This window comes from Ornithinimicrobium humiphilum (assembly GCF_006716885.1).
GTDB classification, from domain to species: domain Bacteria; phylum Actinomycetota; class Actinomycetes; order Actinomycetales; family Dermatophilaceae; genus Ornithinicoccus; species Ornithinicoccus humiphilus.
Genome location: NZ_VFPU01000001.1, coordinates 2,019,489 through 2,039,541 on the forward strand (window position 1 = coordinate 2,019,489; position 20,053 = coordinate 2,039,541).

At 73.6% G+C, this 20,053-nt stretch carries 16 protein-coding genes; all 16 read right to left on the reverse strand.

Annotated elements, in window-relative coordinates:
• Positions 1-43: 43 nt before the first annotated feature.
• Entirely contained in the window at positions 44-1,570 is a 1,527-nt protein-coding gene (locus tag FB476_RS09520) for an ABC transporter permease (RefSeq protein WP_141818551.1), read from the reverse strand.
• A gap of 240 nt (positions 1,571-1,810) precedes the next feature.
• The gene (locus FB476_RS09525) at positions 1,811-3,649 is read right to left on the reverse strand and encodes an ABC transporter substrate-binding protein (RefSeq protein ID WP_141818552.1); all 1,839 of its coding nucleotides are present in this window, start codon (positions 3,647-3,649) and stop codon (positions 1,811-1,813) included.
• A 241-nt stretch (positions 3,650-3,890) separates the two neighbouring features.
• Positions 3,891-5,978 (reverse strand): primosomal protein N' family DNA-binding protein, encoded by a 2,088-nt coding sequence (locus tag FB476_RS09530; protein ID WP_238329646.1) that lies wholly within the window; start codon positions 5,976-5,978, stop codon positions 3,891-3,893.
• A 17-nt stretch (positions 5,979-5,995) separates the two neighbouring features.
• Positions 5,996-7,210, reverse strand: coding sequence for a methionine adenosyltransferase (gene metK / locus FB476_RS09535; RefSeq protein ID WP_141818553.1), 1,215 nt, complete (start codon positions 7,208-7,210; stop codon positions 5,996-5,998).
• Positions 7,211-7,297: 87 nt separating this feature from the next.
• The gene (gene coaBC / locus FB476_RS09540) at positions 7,298-8,533 is read right to left on the reverse strand and encodes a bifunctional phosphopantothenoylcysteine decarboxylase/phosphopantothenate--cysteine ligase CoaBC (RefSeq protein WP_141818554.1); all 1,236 of its coding nucleotides are present in this window, start codon (positions 8,531-8,533) and stop codon (positions 7,298-7,300) included.
• 17 nt (positions 8,534-8,550) lie between these two features.
• Positions 8,551-8,814: a DNA-directed RNA polymerase subunit omega gene (rpoZ, locus tag FB476_RS09545; protein ID WP_141820124.1), complete on the reverse strand. Its 264-nt coding sequence runs from the start codon at positions 8,812-8,814 to the stop codon at positions 8,551-8,553.
• Between the two features lie 5 nt (positions 8,815-8,819).
• Entirely contained in the window at positions 8,820-9,434 is a 615-nt protein-coding gene (gene gmk / locus FB476_RS09550) for a guanylate kinase (RefSeq protein WP_141818555.1), read from the reverse strand.
• Entirely contained in the window at positions 9,431-9,748 is a 318-nt protein-coding gene (mihF, locus tag FB476_RS09555) for an integration host factor, actinobacterial type (protein WP_202876946.1), read from the reverse strand. The genes gmk and mihF overlap by 4 nt, the downstream gene beginning before the upstream one ends.
• A gap of 214 nt (positions 9,749-9,962) precedes the next feature.
• Complete coding sequence (pyrF, locus tag FB476_RS09560; protein ID WP_141818557.1) at positions 9,963-10,802, reverse strand: orotidine-5'-phosphate decarboxylase; 840 nt, start codon at positions 10,800-10,802, stop codon at positions 9,963-9,965.
• Positions 10,799-11,659: a beta/alpha barrel domain-containing protein gene (locus FB476_RS09565; RefSeq protein ID WP_141818558.1), complete on the reverse strand. Its 861-nt coding sequence runs from the start codon at positions 11,657-11,659 to the stop codon at positions 10,799-10,801. The genes pyrF and FB476_RS09565 overlap by 4 nt, the downstream gene beginning before the upstream one ends.
• Positions 11,656-12,468: an iron-sulfur cluster-binding protein gene (locus FB476_RS09570; protein WP_141818559.1), complete on the reverse strand. Its 813-nt coding sequence runs from the start codon at positions 12,466-12,468 to the stop codon at positions 11,656-11,658. The genes FB476_RS09565 and FB476_RS09570 overlap by 4 nt, the downstream gene beginning before the upstream one ends.
• Before the next feature lie 12 nt (positions 12,469-12,480).
• Positions 12,481-15,846: a carbamoyl-phosphate synthase large subunit gene (gene carB, locus FB476_RS09575; RefSeq protein ID WP_141818560.1), complete on the reverse strand. Its 3,366-nt coding sequence runs from the start codon at positions 15,844-15,846 to the stop codon at positions 12,481-12,483.
• Entirely contained in the window at positions 15,833-17,095 is a 1,263-nt protein-coding gene (carA, locus tag FB476_RS09580; protein ID WP_141818561.1) for a glutamine-hydrolyzing carbamoyl-phosphate synthase small subunit, read from the reverse strand. Before carA ends, carB begins: the two co-directional genes overlap by 14 nt.
• Complete coding sequence (locus tag FB476_RS09585; RefSeq protein WP_141818562.1) at positions 17,092-18,444, reverse strand: dihydroorotase; 1,353 nt, start codon at positions 18,442-18,444, stop codon at positions 17,092-17,094. Before FB476_RS09585 ends, carA begins: the two co-directional genes overlap by 4 nt.
• Complete coding sequence (locus FB476_RS09590) at positions 18,441-19,373, reverse strand: aspartate carbamoyltransferase catalytic subunit (protein WP_141818563.1); 933 nt, start codon at positions 19,371-19,373, stop codon at positions 18,441-18,443. Before FB476_RS09590 ends, FB476_RS09585 begins: the two co-directional genes overlap by 4 nt.
• On the reverse strand, positions 19,370-19,963 hold the full coding sequence (gene pyrR / locus FB476_RS09595; RefSeq protein ID WP_141818564.1) for a bifunctional pyr operon transcriptional regulator/uracil phosphoribosyltransferase PyrR: 594 nt from the start codon (positions 19,961-19,963) through the stop codon (positions 19,370-19,372). The genes FB476_RS09590 and pyrR overlap by 4 nt, the downstream gene beginning before the upstream one ends.
• Positions 19,964-20,053: the final 90 nt, after the last annotated feature.

The following is a 20,053-nucleotide window of genomic DNA, read 5'->3' on the forward strand; positions in this document are numbered from 1 at the left end:
GGGGATCCGGCCTGCGACGGGCGGGTGGGCATGGCTGACCACCTCACCGCCGGATCCGCGGGTCGAGGAAGGCGTAGGCGATGTCCGCGAGCATGTTCATGAGCACCGCGGCGCCACCGGCCACCAGGTAGTAGGCCATGACCGGACCCGGGTCCACGAAGTTGAGGCCGACGCGGAACATGTCGCCCAGGCCCTTCCAGCCGAAGACCGTCTCGGTGACCACCGCGCCACCCAGCAGGTTGGCGAAGTCGAAGGCCACGATCGTGGTGATCGGGATCAGGGCGTTGCGGAGGGCGTGCTTGGAGTAGACGACGCGGTCCGACAGGCCCTTGGAGCGGGCGGTGCGGATGTAGTCCTGGTTGATCGTCTCGAGCATCGAGGCCCGGGTGTAGCGGCTGTAGGCCGCGATCGAGATCAGGGTCAGGATGATCGTCGGCAGGATCAGCTGGACGCCCCAGTTGTAGAGGAAGACGTAGAAGTTGCCATCCAGCCGGGCAAACGGGATCCGGGCGTCACCGATCGTGCTGATCGGGCGCGGCGCCAGCTGCAGGAAGGAGTTCCAGTTGCGCAGCAGCTGGTCCATGAAGACCAGGAAGGCGAAGGCCAGCGCGGTGCCGGAGCAGACCGCCATGGCCACCCGCTTCTCGAAGCCGCCGAAGAACCACCCGATCGCGGCACCGACCACGGCGGCCGCCGCGGCGAGGCCGAGCACCGTCAGCCAGGTGGGGTCCTTCATGATCGGGGCGGTGACGAAGTAGGCGACGACGCCCGCCACGATGGTGCCCAGGCCGGCGTAGACGATCTTGCGCTGCGACAGCCCCACGGTCAGCGTGAGGAAGAACGCCAGCGCCAGCAGCCCGCCCAGGATGATGAGCGGCAGGCCGAGCGCGGGCTGGCGCCACCAGCCGACCTGGTCGAAGACGTAGACCGCCCCGAAGACGACCACGGCCGTGGCCAGGAAGGTCAACGCCTGCCGACGGATGTCACCGCCGAGGACCGAGGCCACGAGCAACGCGAAGATCAGCGCGACCACGGCGATCGCCGTGGTGCTCAGGGCCGGATCGGCGATCCAGTTGTTGAAGCGGATCGCGCCGAAGTCCTTCAGCAGCACCGCGGCCCAGAAGACCGGCAGCGAGTAGAACAGGAAGGCCAGGAACGTGATCGCGTAGTCGAAGCCGGAGTACTGACGGATCGCCGAGAGCACGCCGAGGGCCACGCCGATGACGATGGCCAGGACCACGGAGAGGGTCACCAGGCGCAGGCTGGCGCCCGCCGAGCTGATGAGAAGGGTGTTGATGTTGGCACCGTCACGGGACGTGCCGAGGTCGCACTGGAGGACGAGGCACCGGCTGGCGCCGCCCAACCAGGTGAGGTACCGCTGCCACCAGGGCATGTCCAGGTTCATGTTCGCGATGCGCGCGGCGATGAGCTGGTCGCGGTTCTCGGCGCGGGTCTCGCGAAGGTCCTGGAGCGGGTCGCCGGAGTTGATGGTCGCGAAGTACATCAGGGCGGAGCCCAGGAGCAGGACGACCCCTGAGATCGCGATCCGGCGGAGGATGAACTGGAGCACGAGAGTGAAAACCTTCCTGCGGAAGCCACCGGCACGGCGGCTCGTGACCGAGGCAGACTAACCGACCGGTAGCACCGGGGGAAATGTCGCGCCTCGCGAGCGTCGCACGGCAGCGCGGCTGACGCGGGGTCAGGAGGTCCGGGCACAGGACGGGGCGGGAGGGCGTGATGCCCCCCCGCCCCATCTGTGGACCGGGCCGGTGACTAGGTCACCGGCGCTGGGCCGAAGAGCGGTCGCGGGTCAGTTGGCGCGGACCCACTGCTCGGCGTTCCACGACACACCGGTCTGGACCGAGGTGTGACGGACGTTCTCCAGCGAGCTGTCGTAGCCGACCACACCGGGGTGGGCGAAGACCGGGATGCCGTAGAGGGTGTCCCACAGCTCCTTCTCGATGACCTTGACCTGCTCCAGGTGGACGGCCGGGTCGTTCGAGGAGGCCAGGGTCTTCCAGGCCTCGTCGACGGTCTCGTTGGAGTAGCCACCGTAGTTCTGGCCACCACCGGTGGAGTAGATCGGCTGGCCCGAGGCGATCTGGCCGGAGCCGGCCCAGGCGAACAGCGCGACCTCCCAGTCACCGGTCTCGAGCGGACCGCCCTGCTGGAAGAAGGTCGGGTCACCGGCGTCGACGATGTCGAAGCCGGCCTCGTCGCAGGAGGCCTTGATGGTCGTGACCTCGTCGGTGCGGCGCTGGTTGGGCGCCGAGTAGCCGATGCGCACGGTGACCGGGGTCTCGACACCGGCCTCCTCCAGCTTGGCCTTCGCACCCTCGATGTCGACCTCGTCGTAGCGGCCGTCGTAGGCGGCGTCGAGGACCTCGGCGTAGTCGGGCTGGAAGGGGAACTTCTCGCGCAGGTTCATGACCTCCGCGTCCGGGTTGATCGGCTGGATCAGGTTCTGGACGATCTGCTGACGCGGCACGCACATGGCGAACGCCTCGCGGGCGGCCAGGCCACCCTCGTCGTCGGAGAAGACGCTGCCCTCGCCGAAGTTGAAGTCCAGGTGCTCCCAGGTCATCTCGTCGCCGTTGAGGACGCCGACCGTGTCGCCCATGTTCTTGAGCTGGTCGACGGTGTCGACGGTGGCCTGCGGCTCGATGACGTTGATGTCACCGTTCTGCAGGGCCTGGACGTGGGTCTCCGGCGCGGCGAACTTGAAGACCAGGTTGGCCGTCGCGGGCGGGGTGCCCCAGAAGTTCTCGTTGGGGACGAGGCCGAGGGACTGGTCCTTCTCCCAGACCGCACCCTCGAGGGTGTACGGGCCGCTGGAGGGGACGGTCGACTCGTCCTTGATCTCGTAGTCGTTGAAGGTCCAGCCGGTGTTCCAGAACTCGGAGGCCTTCGCGACGGTCTCGCCGTCGCCGTCCACGATCGCCTGGGCCAGCTCGGCCGGGTCGAGACCCGACTGCTCGGCGACCACGTGGGCGGGCTTGGCGCCGGAGACGACGAGCTCCCAGTCCGGGTAGGGCTCCGGGTAGACCACGGTGAAGCTCTTGCCGTCGACCTCGCCCTGCGGGCCCTCGGGCACGTAGGCGCCGAAGGTGTCGGACACCGGGTCGAAGCCGAGGGCGTCGACGCCGCCGAGCGCCTCGGGGTTGGAGGAGGCCCACTCGAGCAGGTAGTCGTTGACGGTGATCGGGGTGCCGTCGGACCAGACCGCCTCGTCGGAGATGGTGTACTCGACGGTCAGCGGGTCCTCGGAGGTGACCTCGTAGGAGCCGAACCACTCGTTGGGGTAGATCGTGCCGTCGGTGCCCCAGTACCAGAAGCCGCTCTGGAGCTGGTTGTTGACGACCGCGTTGTAGGTCGAGTTGGTGCCGGAGGTGTCGCCGTTGTAGGCGTTGTACTGCTCCGAGCCGGTCGAGAACGAGATCTCGTCCTCGGCGGTGACGACGTCACCCAGGTCGGCCTTGCCCGTCGACTCCTCGTCCCCGCCGGCCTCTTCGCCGGACGAGGTCTCCTCGTCGGTGTCCTCGCCGGTGTCGCCGGAGTCCGAGCCGCCCGCGGCGGTGGTCTCGTCGGGGGTCTCCGTCTCGGACGTGCAGCCGGCCAGGGCCAGAGCACCGGCCGCAACGACAGCCATGGTCGCGCGCCTGATCTTCAATGTTCCTCCTAGTGAGAAGCTCGTGCCGCCGGCTCGCGGTCCACGGTGGCCGCGCCCGGGCCGGCGCCGAGCCGGGGGGTTGCTCGTCGAACATAGGCATCCCCTCCCGCCGGACGCCAGCCATGTGTCCGCACGGTGACCCGATCGTTACTCATTTGAGACATGCCCGACCGCATGCCGGACCGCGCTGTCGGGGAGGTGCCCGGGCCGCGAGGTCGCCTCAGAGGAGGCCGTCCCCGGGGTCGAGCACCGTCCTGACGACGTCGGGAGCCTTGCGCGCGCTGCGGGCGGCGCGGACCTCGTGGACGACGGCGGCGAGCGGGCGGGCGCCGCCCTCCTCGCGCACCACGACCTGGACCTCGTCCGCGCCACCCGCAGGCACGGGGCCGAGCGCGACGTGACCGGCGTCGACGAGGGCGGCGACGACCTCCTGCACCCCGCGGGCCGGACCGCGCACGGCGACGTGCCGACGTGCCGGCGGGAGCCCGAGGGAGACGCGCTCCGCGAGCTCGCCGGAGGCCAGCCAGGCCGGGTCCCAGCGCACCAGCGCCTCGACCGCGGGGACCCCGCCGTGGGGAGGTGCGCCGCAGACGACGACGCGCACGGGTCGCCCCTCCGGGCCCGGAGGCCGGGCCAGGGATGCCGCGGCCGTCCAGCGCCGCAGGGCCTCGACCCCCGCGTCGAGGGACGCCCGGTCGAGGAGCCGCCAGGCGTCGAGGAGCGCGACGGCGTGGTAGCCCCCCTCGGCGAGCGGTTCGGCGCCGGGCGTGGCGACGACCAGGGCCGGCGCGTCGTCGACGGCGGGCACGACGTGCGCTCCGCCGGAGCTGACCACCCGCACCGACGGGAAGGCGCGGCCGAGCTCCTCGGACGTGCGCTGGTCCCCCACCCCGGCGGACCGGAGCCGGTGCGAGCCGCAGCTGCGGCAGGTCTGCCCAGGACGGGCGGCGGTCCCGCACCAGCGGCAGGCCGGGGCGGCCGCGCCCGCGCCCAGACCGACGGGGCCCTCGCAGCGGGGGCAGCGCACCGGGGCGCGGCAGTCCTGGCAGGCCAGCGACACGACGTAGCCGTGCCGCGGGACCTGGACCAGCACCGGCCCGTGCGCCAGGCCGTCGCGCAGCGCGCGCCAGGCGACCGAGGGGATGCGGGCGGTCCGGGCGGCCGGGTCACGGTCCTCCTGGTGGCCCTCCCCCGCGACGACGACCGCCGGGGCCGCCGCACGGACCACGGCCCGGGTCGGAGCGACGTCGGGCAGCTCGCCGCGCTCGACCCAGGCCTGCAGCTCCACGCTGCGCCCGGTGCCGCCGACGAGCAGGGCGGCCCCTTCCTCCCGGGCGCGCACCCGGAGCACCTCGCGCACGTGCGGGTAGGGCGCACGAGGCTCCTCGTGCAGGTCGTCCCCGTCGTCCCAGCAGAGGAACAGTCCCGGGTCGCGGACCGGCGCCCAGGCCGCGGCGCGGGTGCCGACCACGACGCGCGCGTGCCCGCGCAGCACCGAGAGGAAGGCGCGGTAGCGGGCCTCCGGCCCGAGGTCGGCCGTCAGCTGCACGCACTCCCCCGGCCCCAGGAGGGCGTCCAGCTCGGGCACGAGACGCGCGACGTCCCGGTGGTCGGGCACCACGACGACCACGCCCCTGCCGCTGCGCCGGGTCGCCCGCACGGCCTCGGCGACGGCGCGTGTCCAGCTCCGTTCCGGCGGCTGCGCCGGCAGGGCCTGCCAGGCGGCCCAGGGCGACTCCCCGGCCGCCAGGCGGCGCAGCAGGGCGGAACCGGCCGGGTAGGCGGACCACGCCTCGTCGGGCGAGAGGTCGCCGCCCGCCTCCGGTGCCGTGGTCGCGGACGGGGCGCCCTCCGCCTCGGGGGGCACGCTGCGCTCGGCGCGGGCGTGGCGCGGCGGGACGGCCAGCCGGAGCACGTCGGCGAGGGTGCCGCCGTAGTGGTCGGCCACGGCGCGTGCCGCCCGCACGACCGGCGGCGTGAGGACCGGCTCGGGACTCACCACGGTGCGCAGGGGCGCCAGGCGACCGGTGTGCTCGGCCACGTCGCCACGGGTCAGCAGGAAGCCGTCGTGGTCGCGACCCGCGAAGCGCACCCGGACCCGCGCCCCCGGCCGCGCCTGCTCGTCGAGCTCGGCGGGCACGAGGTACTCGAAGGGACGGTCCAGGTGCGACAGCGGCGTGTCCACGGCCACGGTGGCCACCGGTGCGTCCTGCGCCACCGGACGCTCCGCCGCCGGCGCCCGACGGGGCGTGCGGCGGCGGGCGTTCGGCACCGGCACCAGGGCCAGCTGCTCCCCGTCGTTCCCCACGGCCGACCCGGCTCCCCTCAGACGGCCCGACGCAGCTCCTCGACCCGGTCGAGCCGCTCCCAGGTGAAGGCGTCGTCCACGCCCTCGGCCGTGGTGCGCCCGAAGTGCCCGTAGGCGGCGGTCGGACGGTAGATCGGCCGCAGCAGGTCCAGCTCGTGCACGATGGCAGCCGGGCGCAGGTCGAAGACCTTCGGGATGGCGTCCTGGATGCGCTCCACCGGGACGCTCTCGGTGCCGAAGGTCTCGACGTAGAGACCGACCGGCTGGGCGGTGCCGATCGCGTAGGCGACCTGGATCTCGCACCGTCGCGCCAGCCCGGCCGCCACGACGTGCTTGGCGACCCAGCGCATGGCGTAGGCCGCGGACCGGTCGACCTTCGAGGGGTCCTTCCCGGAGAACGCGCCGCCGCCGTGACGCGCCATACCGCCGTAGGTGTCCACGATGATCTTCCGGCCGGTCAGGCCGGCGTCGCCCATCGGTCCGCCGATCGTGAAGATCCCGGTGGGGTTGACGAGCAGGCGGTAGCCGTCGGTCCGCAGGTCGACCCCGCTCTCGTGCAGCTCGGCCAGCACCGGGCTGACGACCCGCTCGCGGATGTCGGGCGCGAGCTGGTCCTCGAGGGAGATGTCGCGGGCGTGCTGGGTGGAGAGCACGACGGTGTCGAGGCGCACCGGCCGGTCACCCTCGTAGGCGATCGTCACCTGGGTCTTGCCGTCGGGGCGGAGGTAGTCGAGCTCGCCGCTCTTGCGGACCGCGGTGAGCCGCTCCGCCAGCCGGTGGGCCAGGTGCCCCGGGATCGGCATGAGCTCGGGGGTGTCGTCGCAGGCGTAGCCGAACATCAGACCCTGGTCGCCCGCGCCCTGGAGGTCGAAGGGGTCGGCCGCGCCGTCGTCGCGGCTCGCCATGGCGGTGTCCACACCGACCGCGATGTCCTCGGACTGGTCGCCGATCGAGATCTCGACGCCGCAGGTGCGGCCGTCGAAGCCCTTGTAGGAGTTGTCGTAGCCGATCTCCAGGATGGTGTCCCGGACGATCTGGGGGATGTTGGCGTAGCCGGAGGTGCGGACCTCGCCCGCCACGTGGACGAGGCCGGTCGTGACCATCGTCTCGACCGCGACCCGGGACTGCGGGTCCTGGCGCAGCAGCTCGTCGAGGATGCTGTCGCTGATCTGGTCGCAGATCTTGTCGGGGTGTCCCTCGGTGACGGACTCGGACGTGAACAGGCGGGCCATGGGTCTCCTCGCGGGGGCGTGCAGCGGCTGCTGGCTGCCCCAGAGTCTACGGCGCAGGGCCGACGGACCGACGCCCGGAGCGGGCGCTCAGGACAGCCGGGCCGCCACGACGTCCCAGATCGCCCGTGCGATGTCGGCCTTGCTGGCCGGGCCGACGGTGACGGGCTCGTCGACGCCGGGGGCGAGCAGGTGGACCGTGCTGGTGTCCTGCCCGAACGTCTTGTCGGCGCCGACCTCGTTGGCGACCAGCAGGTCGCAGCCCTTGCGGGCGAGCTTGGCGCGGGCCAGGTCGAGCACGCCACCGGTGGCGTCGCCGGTCTCGGCGGCGAAGCCGACCACGAAGGGCGAGGTGGCGCCGCCGCGCGCGGCGACGAGGCCGGCGAGGACGTCGGGGTTGCGGACCAGCTCGATGGTGGGCGCGCTGTCGTCGCCGTCCCCGTGCGTCTTCTTGATCTTGGCCCCGGCGTAGGTGGCCGGACGGAAGTCGGCCACGGCGGCGGCCATCACCACGACGTCCACGTCGCCGGCGTCCACGGCGGCGACGATCGCCTCCTGCAGCTCCAAGGCGGTGCCGACGCGGACGACGTCGCACCCCGCGGGGGTCGCGAGCTCGACGTTGGCGGAGACCAGCGTCACGCGGGCGCCCCGGCGGGCGGCCTCGGCGGCCACGGCATACCCCTGCTTGCCGGAGGATCGGTTGCCCAGGAAGCGGACGGGGTCGAGCGGCTCACGGGTGCCGCCCGCGGAGACGAGCACGTGGCGGCCGGCGAGGTCGGCGGGCGTGGCCGCCTCCTCGACGGGGGCCACGGCCGCCAGCGCGGCGGCCACGATCTCCTCGGGGTCGGGGAGCCGCCCCGGACCCGTGTCCTTGCCGGTGAGCCGGCCGGAGGCGGGATCGAGAACCGTGACGCCCCGCTCGCGCAGGGTGGCGACGTTGGCCACCGTGGCCGGGTGGGTCCACATCTCGGTGTGCATGGCGGGAGCCAGCACGACCGGGCAGCGGGCCGCGAGCAGCGTGGTGGTGAGCAGGTCGTCGGCGAGACCGTGGGCCGCGCGGGCCATCAGGTCGGCGGTCGCCGGGGCCACGAGCACCAGGTCGGCCTCCTGGCCGAGCCGGACGTGGTTGACCGACGGGACGTCGTCCCACACCTCGGTGCTCACCGCGCGGCCGCTGAGGGCCTCCCAGGTGGGGGCCCCGACGAAGCGCAGGGCGGCGGCCGTCGGGACGACGGTGACCTGGTGGCCCGCCTCGGTGAGCAGGCGCAGCACGAGGGCGGCCTTGTAGGCGGCGATGCCGCCGGACACGCCCAGGACGACCCGCACGGGGGCCGGACCCGCCGTCAGCTCTCGGGCGAGCTGAGGTGCAGCTTGCCCTGGTTGATCTCGTGCAGCGCGATGGACAGCGGCTTGTCGGTGGCGTCGGCCTCGACGAGGGGCCCGACGTACTCGAGGAGACCCTCGGAGAGCTGGGAGTAGTAGGCGTTGATCTGGCGGGCCCGCTTGGCGGCGTAGATCACCAGGGCGTACTTGCTGTCGGCGCGCTCCAGGAGGCTGTCGATCGGCGGGTTGGTGATGCCGTCGGGGTGGGCGATGGTGCCGGTCACGTTCGTCACGAGTCCTTTGCTGGGGGGCGGTCAACCATCAATGATACGAGGTGCTCGGCGGCCCGGGCGACATCGTCGTTGACGATGGTCACGTCGAACTCGTCCTGGGCCGCCAGCTCCTCGCGCGCGGTGCCCAGGCGGACCTCCCGTTCCTCGGGGGTCTCGGTGCCCCGGCCGACGAGCCTGGAGACCAGCTCGTCCCACGAGGGCGGGGCCAGGAAGACGAAGAGCGCCTCCGGCATGACCTCGCGGACCTGGCGCGCGCCCTGGAGGTCGATCTCGAGCAGGGCGGGCCGGCCCTCCGCGAGCACGTCCTCGACGGGCCCGCGCGGCGTGCCGTAGCGCGCCCGGCCGTGCACGTGGGCCGACTCCAGCAGCTGCCCCTCGCGCTCCAGCCGGTCGAACTCGGCGTCGTCGACGAAGTGGTAGTGCCGACCGTCGACCTCGCCCGGTCGCGGACGGCGCGTCGTGGCGGAGACGGAGAGCCAGACCTCGGGGTAGTGCTCGCGCACGTAGGCGGCGACGGTCCCCTTCCCCACCGCGGTGGGCCCGGCGAGGACGACGAGACGCCGGTCGGCCCGACCGGGAGAGGGCCGACCGTGGGCTGGGGGCGTGCTCAGTGCTCGCCGAAGCGCTCGAGGAGCTGGGACACCTGGTTGGCGCCCAGTCCGCGCACGCGGCGACTCTCGGAGATGCCGATCTCCTCCATCATCTGGCGGGCGCGCACCCGCCCCACCCCCGGCATCGACTCCAGGAGGGCGGAGACCTTCATCTTGCCGATGACGTCGTTCTCCTTGCCCTGGTCGATGACCTCCTTGAGGGATCCCTGGGCGTTCTTCAGACGGTTCTTGACGGCAGCACGCTCGCGGCGGGCGGCCGCCGCCTTGGCGAGCGCCTCGGCTCGCTGCTCGGGCGTCAGCTGGGGAAGGGCCACGCTCAACTCCTCCGGGGGTGCAAACTGCGCGGACGAACCGCCCGCTAGCAGGTGAACCTACCGAGTGCGGCGCACCCTTGCCAACCCGGGCAGCCGTGTCGCCGTCGACGTGCGCCGAACGGTTCTCCCGCAGGTCAGGGGGTCGGTGCGCCTCCGGTCCGGGCGCGAGGACGACGTCCGCGCGGGACGGCGTCCGCGGAGGCCCGGGGCGGGGTCAGGACGTCAGCGCTGCGCGGAGGCGCGTCGTCCACCCGCGTGCGGTGGACCGCAGCTCCTCCCCGTCCGGTCCGGCGGCCAGGACGCCACGACTGATCGGCACGAGCACCCGGTCCCGCAGCCCGGTGAAGGTGCGCGCGACGTCGTCCGGCCCGGCGCCCTGGGCACCGACGCCCGGGGCGAGGACCGGGGCCCCGGACGCCGCGAGGTCGATCCCGAGCTCGGAGGGCGGCACGGGCAGCGTGGCGCCGACCACGAGGCCCACGTCGCCGACGGGAGCCAGCCCGGCGTTGTCCGCCGCGACCGCCTCGACGACCCGTGCGGCGACCGGCGGCTCGCCGACCAGCTGCACGTCGCGGCCCTCGGGGTTGGAGGTCAGCCCGAGCACCCAGACGCCCCGGCCGCCGCGGCGGGCGAGCTCGAGGGCGGGCCGCAACGAGCCGTAGCCCAGGTAGGGGCTGACCGTGATCGAGTCGGCGGCCAGCGGTGCGCCCTCGGCGAGGAAGGCCTCGGCGTAGGCGCCCATGGTCGAGCCGATGTCGCCCCGCTTGACGTCCAGGACGCTCAGGACGCCACGGTCCCGACAGGTCGCGAGCACCTCCTCGAGGACGGCCAGGCCCGCCGACCCGTGCCGCTCGTAGAAGGCCGACTGCGGCTTGACCGCGGCGCACTCCCCCGTCACGGCGTCGAGGACGCGTCGGCTGAAGGTGCGCAGCCCGTCCGCGGTGTCGGGCAGCCCCCAGTCCGCGAGGACCGAGGCGTGGGGGTCGAGGCCGACGCAGAGCGGGCCGTGCTCCTGCATCGCTGCGGAGAGCCGGGCGCCGAAGTGCTGGGTCATGGGGTCCTCCAGGGTGGGTCGCTGGGACGGGTGCCGGGGCGGGACGTGTCTCCCGCGGGCGACGGACGGACGGCCTCGCGCACGGCGGCGAGGAGGGTGGGGTCGGCCCACAGGGCGGTGCCGAGCTGCACCGAGGAGGCGCCCTCGGCGAGGGCCGCACGGGCGGCGGCGGCCGAGTGGACACCGCCGGCGGCGACGAGGGGCGCCCCCGGCCAGCGCTGCTCGGTCGCCCCGGTGGTGAGGAGACGCAGCCCGGCCAGGCAGAGCGCGGCCGTCGAGGGACCGGACCACCAGCGGCCCGCGCCCAGTGGCACCTGCCCGGAGACGACGACACCGGTGGCCCCGCCGGCCACCGCCGACCGGGCGCAGGAGACGAGATCGGGGTCGGCCGCGGCGAGCCGGGCCAGCAGCTGCTGGTCGCGGGGTGCGGCCTCGCGCACCCGCGACATGGACCGCAGGACGGTCTGCTCGTCGGCACCGCGCAGGTCCACCTCGACGGCGCGCACGGCGTCGCCCTCGACGCTGCGGTGCACCCGGTCCACGACGGCGGCCAGGTCGCCCGTGGTGGCACCGCGCACGCCCAGGAACCCACCGAGCCCGCGCGTCGCCACCCAGGCCAGCAGCTCACGCGCACCGTCCACGCCGATCGCGCGGACGTCCTCGTGGTCCAGCCCGCCGACGCCCAGACCGTGCACGACCGGCCGGCCCGGGCGGCGCCGGCGCGACCCGGCCTCCACCGGGCCGACCGGCAGCAGGACGTCCTGCAGGTCGTCGAAGCGGGCGAGCGCGCGCGGGTCCGTCACGGCGCCCACCCCCAGGAGGACGCGCGGCAGGGGCGCCGGGCCACGCCGGGTCACCGCAGCTCCTCCACGAGCCACTCCCCCGGCACCACCGGTCCCTCCAGGCAGGGCCGCAGGACCCGCTCGACGAGCCGACCGTCCCGGTCCGTCGTCCGCACCGGCAGGTCGCACGTGCCGCACAGACCGGTGCCGCAGACCACCCCGTCGGTGGCGAGGTCCAGCGCCGCCACGCGCACCGCCATGCCTCTGCGCAACCCACGGGCCGCGACGTCGCGCAGCACCCGGACCGGCCCGGCGGCGTAGAGCACCGCAGCGTCGGACGCCTCGCCGTCGAGCACCCGGTCGACCGCGGCCGGCAGGTCCGGCGGCAGCGCCAGCACGACCGAGCGGGCGTGCCGACGCAGGTGCACGAGGTCGAGGTGCTGCTCCGGGTCGTCGGCGCCCAGCACCACGTGGACCGGGCAGCCGCGAGCGCGCAGCAGCTCGGCGAGCCACCGCAGGGGCACGGCGCCCACCCCCTGCCCGACGAGGACGGTGGGCACCGGGCTGGCGGGTGCGCGGAAGCCGGAGCCGAGCGGACCGAGCAGACGCATCCGCTCCCCCGGTGCCGTCCCTCGGACCACGTCGAGCAGCAGCTCCATGCTGGTCCCGTGGACCGGGTCGACCGAGACCCCGGCCAGCCAGTGCACCTCGGGCAGCACGCGGCCCGCGAGGGGGTCGACCGGGACCACGACGAGCTGGCCGGGGCGTGCCCCGGCCAGCGCCGTGCCGGGCCCGCCGGCCACGGTCAGGCTGACGACGTCACGGGCGCCGGCGGGGCGCACCGCCGTCACCACCGCCTCCATCGCCTGCACCGGGGCCGCCACGGGCAGGCCGGGTCAGACCGCGGACCGCTCGGCGGCCCCTCGCGAGAAGAGGTCCAGGCGCCCGGAGTGCTCCTGCAGCGACGCCACGGTGAGCGGGCCCTCGCGCATCGCCTCGATGCCGAGCACGGCGGCGGCGAGCTGCTGCACGGTCGTGATGATCGGCTTGTCCAGGCTCGTGGTGGCGGCACGGATGGCGTAGCCGTCCGCCCGGGCGTCCCGGCCGGACGGCGTGTTGATCACCATGTCCACCTCGCCGGCCGTGATCAGGTCGACCACCGTGGGCTCCCCTCCCCGGCCCTGCCCGTCGCCGTGCTTGCGGACCACCCTGGCAGAGATGCCGTTGCGGCGCAGTACGTCGGCGGTGCCGGCGGTGGCGATCACGGTGAAGCCGAGGTCCACCAGGCGCTTGACCGGGAAGATCATCGAACGCTTGTCCCGGTTGGCCACGGACACGAAGACCGTGCCCCGGGTCGGCAGGCTGGAGCCCGCCCGCAGCTGGCTCTTGGCGAAGGCCGCGCCGAAGCTCGCGTCGATGCCCATGACCTCACCGGTCGAGCGCATCTCGGGCCCGAGGATCGAGTCCACGGCCTGACCCGTCTGGGTGCGGAAGCGCCGGAACGGCAGGATCGCCTCCTTGACCGAGAAGGGCGCGTCGGTGGGCATCGACCCGCCGTCGGTCTCGCGGGGCAGGACGCCCTCCTCGCGAAGCTCGGCGATGGTGGCGCCGAGCATGACGCGGGCGGCGGCCCGGGCCAGGGCCACCCCGGTCGCCTTCGCGACGAACGGGACCGTGCGGCTGGCGCGCGGGTTGGCCTCGAGCACGTAGAGGACGTCCTGCGCGAGGGCGAACTGCACGTTGATCAGGCCGCGCACGCCGATGGCGTCGGCGAGCCGACGCGTGGCCTCGCGGACCTGCTCCAGCTCGCTGCGGCCGAGGGTGAACGGCGGCAGCACGCAGGCCGAGTCGCCGGAGTGGATGCCGGCCTCCTCGATGTGCTCCATGATGCCGCCGACGTAGAGGTCGTGACCGTCGTAGATCGCGTCGACGTCGATCTCCACCGCGGTGTCCAGGAAGCGGTCGACGAGCACCGGGTGCTCGGGCGAGGCCTTGGTGGCCCGCCCGACGTAGGCGGCGAGGGTCTCGTCGTCGTAGACGATCTCCATGCCCCGGCCTCCCAGGACGTAGGAGGGCCGCACGAGGACGGGGTAGCCGATCTCGTGCGCGACCTCGAGCGCCTCGTCGACCGAGTAGGCGATGCCGTGGCGCGGCGCGGTGAGGCCGGTCTCGGCGAGGATGCGGCCGAAGGCGCCCCGGTCCTCCGCCAGGTGGATCGCCTCCGGCGAGGTGCCCACCACCGGCACGCCCTCGGCCTTGAGCGCCGCGGCCAGCCCCAGCGGGGTCTGCCCGCCGAGCTGCACGATCACGCCAGCCAGCGGGCCGGCCTGACGCTCGGCGTGGACGACCTCGAGCACGTCCTCGAGCGTGAGCGGCTCGAAGTAGAGGCGGCTGGAGGTGTCGTAGTCGGTCGAGACGGTCTCGGGGTTGCAGTTGACCATCACGGTGTCGAAACCGTGCTCGCGCAGCGCGAGCGAGGCGTGCACGCAGGAGTAGTCGAACTCCACGCCCTGCCCGATGCGGTTGGGGCCCGAGCCCAGGATGATCACCGCCGGCCGCTCGCGCGGCGCGATCTCGGTCTCCTCGTCGTAGGAGGAGTAGTGGTAGGGCGTGCGGGCCACGAACTCGCCCGCGCAGGTGTCAACGGTCTTGTAGACCGGCCGGACACCCAGGGCGTGCCGGACGCCGCGGACGACGGCCTCGGTCATGCCGGTCAGCCCCGAGAGCTGGGCGTCGGAGAAGCCGTGCCGCTTGGCACGGCGCAGCAGCGCGGGGGTGAGCTGCCCGCCGGAGGCGGCGCGGGCGGTGCTGCGCACCTCCTCGGCGATCCCGTTGACCAGGGCGATCTGGTCGAGGAACCAGGGGTCGATCCCGGTGGCGTCGTGGACCTCCTCGACGGTGCAGCCGCCGCGCATCGCCTGCTGGACGAGCACGAGGCGCCCGTCGGTCGGCGTGCGGGCCTGGTCGAGCAGCGCCCTCGCCATCTCGGGGGTCGGCATCTCCTCCTCGCGCCAGTGGAAGGAGCTGCCGCGCCGCTCCACCGAGCGGAGGGCCTTCTGCAGCGCCTCGGCGAAGCTGCGGCCGAGCGCCATGACCTCGCCCACCGACTTCATGGTGGTGGTGAGGGTGGGATCGGCGGCCGGGAACTTCTCGAAGGCGAAGCGGGGCACCTTGACCGCGACGTAGTCGAGCGCCGGCTCGAAGGCGGCCGAGTAGAACTCGCCGGACCCGGCCCCGCCGGAGGTGATGTCGTTGGGGACCTCGTCGAGGGTGTAGCCCAGCGCCATCTTGGCGGCGATCTTGGCGATCGGGAAGCCGGTGGCCTTGGACGCCAGCGCCGAGGAGCGGGAGACGCGGGGGTTCATCTCGATGACGATCACCCGGCCGTCCTCGGGGTTGACCGCGAACTGGATGTTGCAGCCGCCGGTGTCGACGCCGACCTCGCGGATGACCGCGATGCCGATGTCGCGCAGCCGCTGGTACTCCCGGTCGGTGAGCGTCATCGCCGGGGCGACGGTGATGGAGTCCCCGGTGTGCACGCCCATCGGGTCGAGGTTCTCGATCGAGCAGACGACCACGACGTTGTCCGCGTGGTCGCGCATGATCTCGAGCTCGTACTCCTTCCAGCCGAGGATCGACTCCTCCAGGAGCACCTCGGTGGTCGGGCTGTCCTGCAGGCCGGCGCCGGCGATGCGGCGCAGCGACTCCTCGTCGTGGGCGAAGCCCGAGCCCAGGCCGCCCATGGTGAACGACGGGCGGACGACGACCGGGTAGCCGAGGTCCTCCGCGGCGGCCAGGACCTCGTCCATCGTGTGGCAGATGGCCGACCGGGCGACCTCCGCGCCGCAGCGCTCGACGACGCCCTTGAAGAGCTGGCGGTCCTCGCCCAGCTGGATCGCGCGCACGTCGGCGCCGATGAGCGGGCAGCCGTACTTCTCCAGGACCCCGGCCTCGTGCAGGGCGATCGCGGTGTTGAGCGCCGTCTGCCCGCCGAGGGTGGCCAGGACGGCGTCCGGACGCTCCTTGGCGATGATCGCCTCGACGATCTCGGGGGTGATGGGCTCGACGTAGGTGGCGTCGGCGACGCCGGGGTCGGTCATGATCGTCGCGGGGTTGGAGTTGACCAGGACGACGCGCACGCCCTCCTCGCGGAGCACGCGGCAGGCCTGCGTGCCGGAGTAGTCGAACTCCGCCGCCTGGCCGATGACGATCGGCCCGGAGCCGATGACCAGGACGCTCCGGATGTCCTCACGCCTGGGCACGGTTGTTCTCCTCGTGGGTCGTGGTGGTGGGGGCGGTCGTCCCCGGCCCGCCGGGGCCGGCGGGACCTGCGTCGCCGCGTCGTCGGTCCATCAGGGTCAGGAACCGGTCGAAGAGGTAGGCGGCGTCGTGCGGCCCGGCCGCGGCCTCGGGGTGGTACTGCACGGAGAAGGCCGGCACCGCCTGGCAGTGCAGGCCCTCCACGACGTCGTCGTTCAGGGCGATGTGCGAGCAGACGACCGGGCCGTAGGGCGTCTCCGTCGGCTGGTCGGTCGGCACGCCCTCGGGCCACGCCACGGCGAAGCCGTGGTTGTGCGCGGTGACCTCCACCTTGCCGGTGGACCGGTCCAGGACCGGCTGGTTGATGCCCCGGTGCCCGAAGGGCAGCTTGTAGGTGCCCAGGCCGAGGGCCCGGCCCAGCAGCTGGTTGCCGAAGCAGATGCCGAAGAACGGCATACCGGCGTCGAGGACCTGGCGCAGCAGCCCGACCTCGTGGTCGGCGGTGGCCGGGTCGCCCGGACCGTTGGAGAAGAAGACGCCGTCGGGCTGGACCGCGAGGACGTCCTCGAAGGTGCTCGTGGCGGGCAGCACGTGGACGCGCACGCCCCGCTCGGCCATGAGGGCCGGCGTGGTGCCCTTGATGCCGAGGTCGAGGGCCGCGACCGTGTAGCGGACCGGGACGCCCTCGGGCGGCGAGACGACGTAGGGCTGGTCGGTGCTCACCTCGGCGGCGAGCGCCGAGCCCGCCATCCGGGGCGCCTCGGTGACGGTGCGGAGCAGCTCCTCGTGGGGCCGCCCGGCGGCCTCCCCCGAGAAGATGCCGACGCGCATGGCACCGCGGTCGCGCAGGTGGCGGGTCAGGGCGCGGGTGTCGACCCCGCTGATGCCGACGACGCCCGCGTCGCGGAGCGCGTTCTCCAGGGGACCCTGGGCGCGCCAGTTGGAGGGGCGCAGCGCCGGGTCGCGGACGACGAGGCCGGCGGCCCAGATGCGTCGGCTCTCCATGTCGGCGCTGTTGACGCCGGTGTTGCCGATGTGGGGCGCGGTCATGACGATGACCTGCCGGTGGTAGGACGGGTCGGTCAGCGTCTCCTGGTAGCCGGTCATGCCGGTGGAGAAGACCGCCTCCCCCACCGTCCGCCCCACCGCGCCGTAGGCCTCGCCGCGGAAGGTGCGGCCGTCCTCCAGCACGAGGACGGCCTCGGCGGGCGGGACCGGGCTCCGGTCGGTGGCCTGGTCGGGTGTCCTCACAGCTCCTCCTCGGTGACGTCCTCGTTGCCCCACACCAGGCCCTCGCGGGCGGTCACGCGGCCGCGCAGCATGGTCAGGTGCACGGCGCCGACGAGGGTGCGGCCGTGCCAGGGGTTGTTGCGCGAGAGCGACTTGGACAGTGCTCTGTCGACGGTGGTCTCGCGGTCGGGGTCGACGAGCGTGAGGTTGGCCGGGGCGCCGACGCGCACACCCTGGCCCTGGTCGGCCAGCCTGGCGATGCGCGCGGGGGTGGTGGACATCGCCCGGGCGACGTCGGCCCAGCCCATGCGCCCGGACCGCACCATGACGGTGCTGACGACCGGCAGGGCCGTCTCCAGCCCGAGCATGCCGAAGGCGGCGTCGACGAAGGCGTGCTCCTTGTCGTGGCGCACGTGCGGCGCGTGGTCGGTGGCGACCGCGTCGATCGTGCCGTCGGCGAGCGCCTCCTGCAGGACCAGCGCGTCCTCGGTCGGGCGCAGCGGCGGGTTGACCTTGTAGACGGGGTCGTAGCCGGCGAGCAGGTCCGTGGTCAGCATGAGGTGGTGCGGCGTCACCTCGGCGGTGACGTCGATGCCCTGGGCCTTGGCCCAGCGCAGCACCTCCACGCTGCCGGCCGTCGACACGTGGGCGACGTGCACCCGGGAGCCGGTGTGGCGGGCGAGCATGACGTCGCGGGCGACGATGGTCTCCTCGGCGACCGAGGGCCAGCCCGGCAGGCCCAGCCGCCCGGACAGCTCGCCCTCGTGGCAGCAGGCGGCGGCCCCGGCCAGGCTCGGGTCCTGGCTGTGCTGGGAGATGACGCCGTCGAAGCTCTTGACGTACTCGAGCGCGCGGCGCATGACACGCGCGTCGTGGACGCACCGGCCGTCGTCGGAGAACACCCGGACGCGGGCGCGGGAGCGCGCCATGAGCCCGAGCTCGGCGAGCTCCTCGCCGCCCAGCCCCTTCGTGACGGCCCCGACCGGGTGGACGTCGACGTAGCCGGCGCGGCGGCCCAGGTCGAGGACCCGCTCGGCGACCTCGACGTTGTCGGTGACCGGGTCGGTGTTGGCCATGGCGAGCACGGCCGTGAAGCCGCCGGCCGCGGCGGCCTGGGAGCCGGTCGAGACGGTCTCGGCGTCCTCGCGGCCGGGCTCGCGCAGGTGGGTGTGCAGGTCGACCAGGCCGGGGAGCAGGACCAGGCCGGAGGCGGCCAGGCGCTGCACGCCCGAGGGGGCCTCCGACGCGGCGTCAGGTCCGACGGCCGCGATGCGCCCGTCGACGACGAGCACGTCCTGCACCCCCTCGCCCTGGATGTCGGCGCCCTCGACGAGGACGGGTCGGGGAGCGGTGGGAGAGGGTCGGGTCACGAGTCGCTGCCTTCGCCGGCGAGGAGGTGGTAGAGGATCGACATGCGCACCGCGACGCCCGCGGAGACCTGGTCGAGGACCAGGGAGCGGGCCGCGTCGGCGGCGTCGGCGGAGATCTCCAGGCCCCGGTTCATCGGACCGGGGTGGCAGATGACCGCGTGGTCCTGGAGCAGGCCCAGGCGCCGCGCCGTGAGCCCGTAGGTGACGGCATACTCCTTGGCCGTCGGGAAGTAGCCACCGCTCATGCGCTCACGCTGGACGCGGAGCATCATCACCGCGTCGACGGTCGGCAGGACGGCGTCGAGGTCGTAGGAGGTGTCGAAGCCGTCGACCGCGGCCCAGGCACCGATGCCGCTGGGCATGAGCGTCGGCGGCGCGACGAGCGTGACGTGGGCGCCGAGGGCGCGCAGGCACAGCAGGTTGGAGCGCAGCACCCGCGAGTGGGTCAGGTCTCCGACGATCGCGACGTGGCGACCCTCGAGGTCACCCAGCGCCCTGCGCATCGTGTAGGCGTCGAGCAGCGCCTGCGAGGGGTGCTCGTGCGTGCCGTCGCCGGCGTTGACGACGGAGCAGTCGACCCAGTCGGCGATCTGCGCCGGGGCGCCGCTGGCGGGGTGCCGGACGATGAGCATGTCCACGCCCATCGCGTCGACCGTCATCACCGTGTCGCGCAGGCTCTCGCCCTTGGACACCGAGGTGCCCTTGCCCGTGAGGTTGATGGTGTCGGCGCTGAGCCACTTGCCGGCGATCTCGAAGCTGCTCCGGGTCCGGGTGGAGTCCTCGAAGAAGAAGTTGATGATCGTGCGGCCGCGCAGGGTCGGCAGCTTCTTGACGTCGCGGTGCTGGACCTCGTGCATGGAGGCTGCCGTGTCGAGGACGCCGAGGATCTCCTCGCGGGACAGGTCCGCGATCGAGAGCAGGTGCTTCACTCCCCCGCCCCCGCCCCGGCAGGAGCGGCCGGCCCGGCGATCCGCACGCCCTCGGCCTCCGCACCGTCGTGCTCGGCGAGGCGCACCATGACGCGCTCGCTCTGGGCCGTCGGCAGGTTCTTGCCGACGTAGTCGGCACGGATCGGCAGCTCGCGGTGCCCCCGGTCCACGAGGACCGCCAGCCGGACCGCCCGGGGCCGGCCCAGGTCGGCCAGCGCGTCGAGGGCGGCGCGCACGGTGCGCCCGGAGTAGAGGACGTCGTCGACGAGCACGACCACGCGCCCGTCGACCCCGTCGCCGGGGATGTGGGTGGGCTCCACCGCCCGCGTGGGCTGGGAGCGCAGGTCGTCGCGGTACATGGTCACGTCGAGCGACCCGACGGGCACCTCGGTGCCCTCGACCTGACGGAGGGCCTCGGCGAGGCGGCGGGCGAGGTGGGCGCCACGCGTGGGGATCCCCAGCAGCAGCAGGCCCTCCGGACCCTTGTTGGCCTCGAGGATCTCGTGGGCGATACGCCGCACGGCCCGGTTGATGTCATCGCTGGACAGGACGATGCGTCCTGGATCCGCGGAGGGGTGGGCAGCACTCAACAGCCCGTCTCCTTCCCCGCCTCGCTGGACGGTGGTTAAAGGATGGTTTGCGGTGGTGCCACCATACTCCCCCGCCCCGGACCCCTCGCC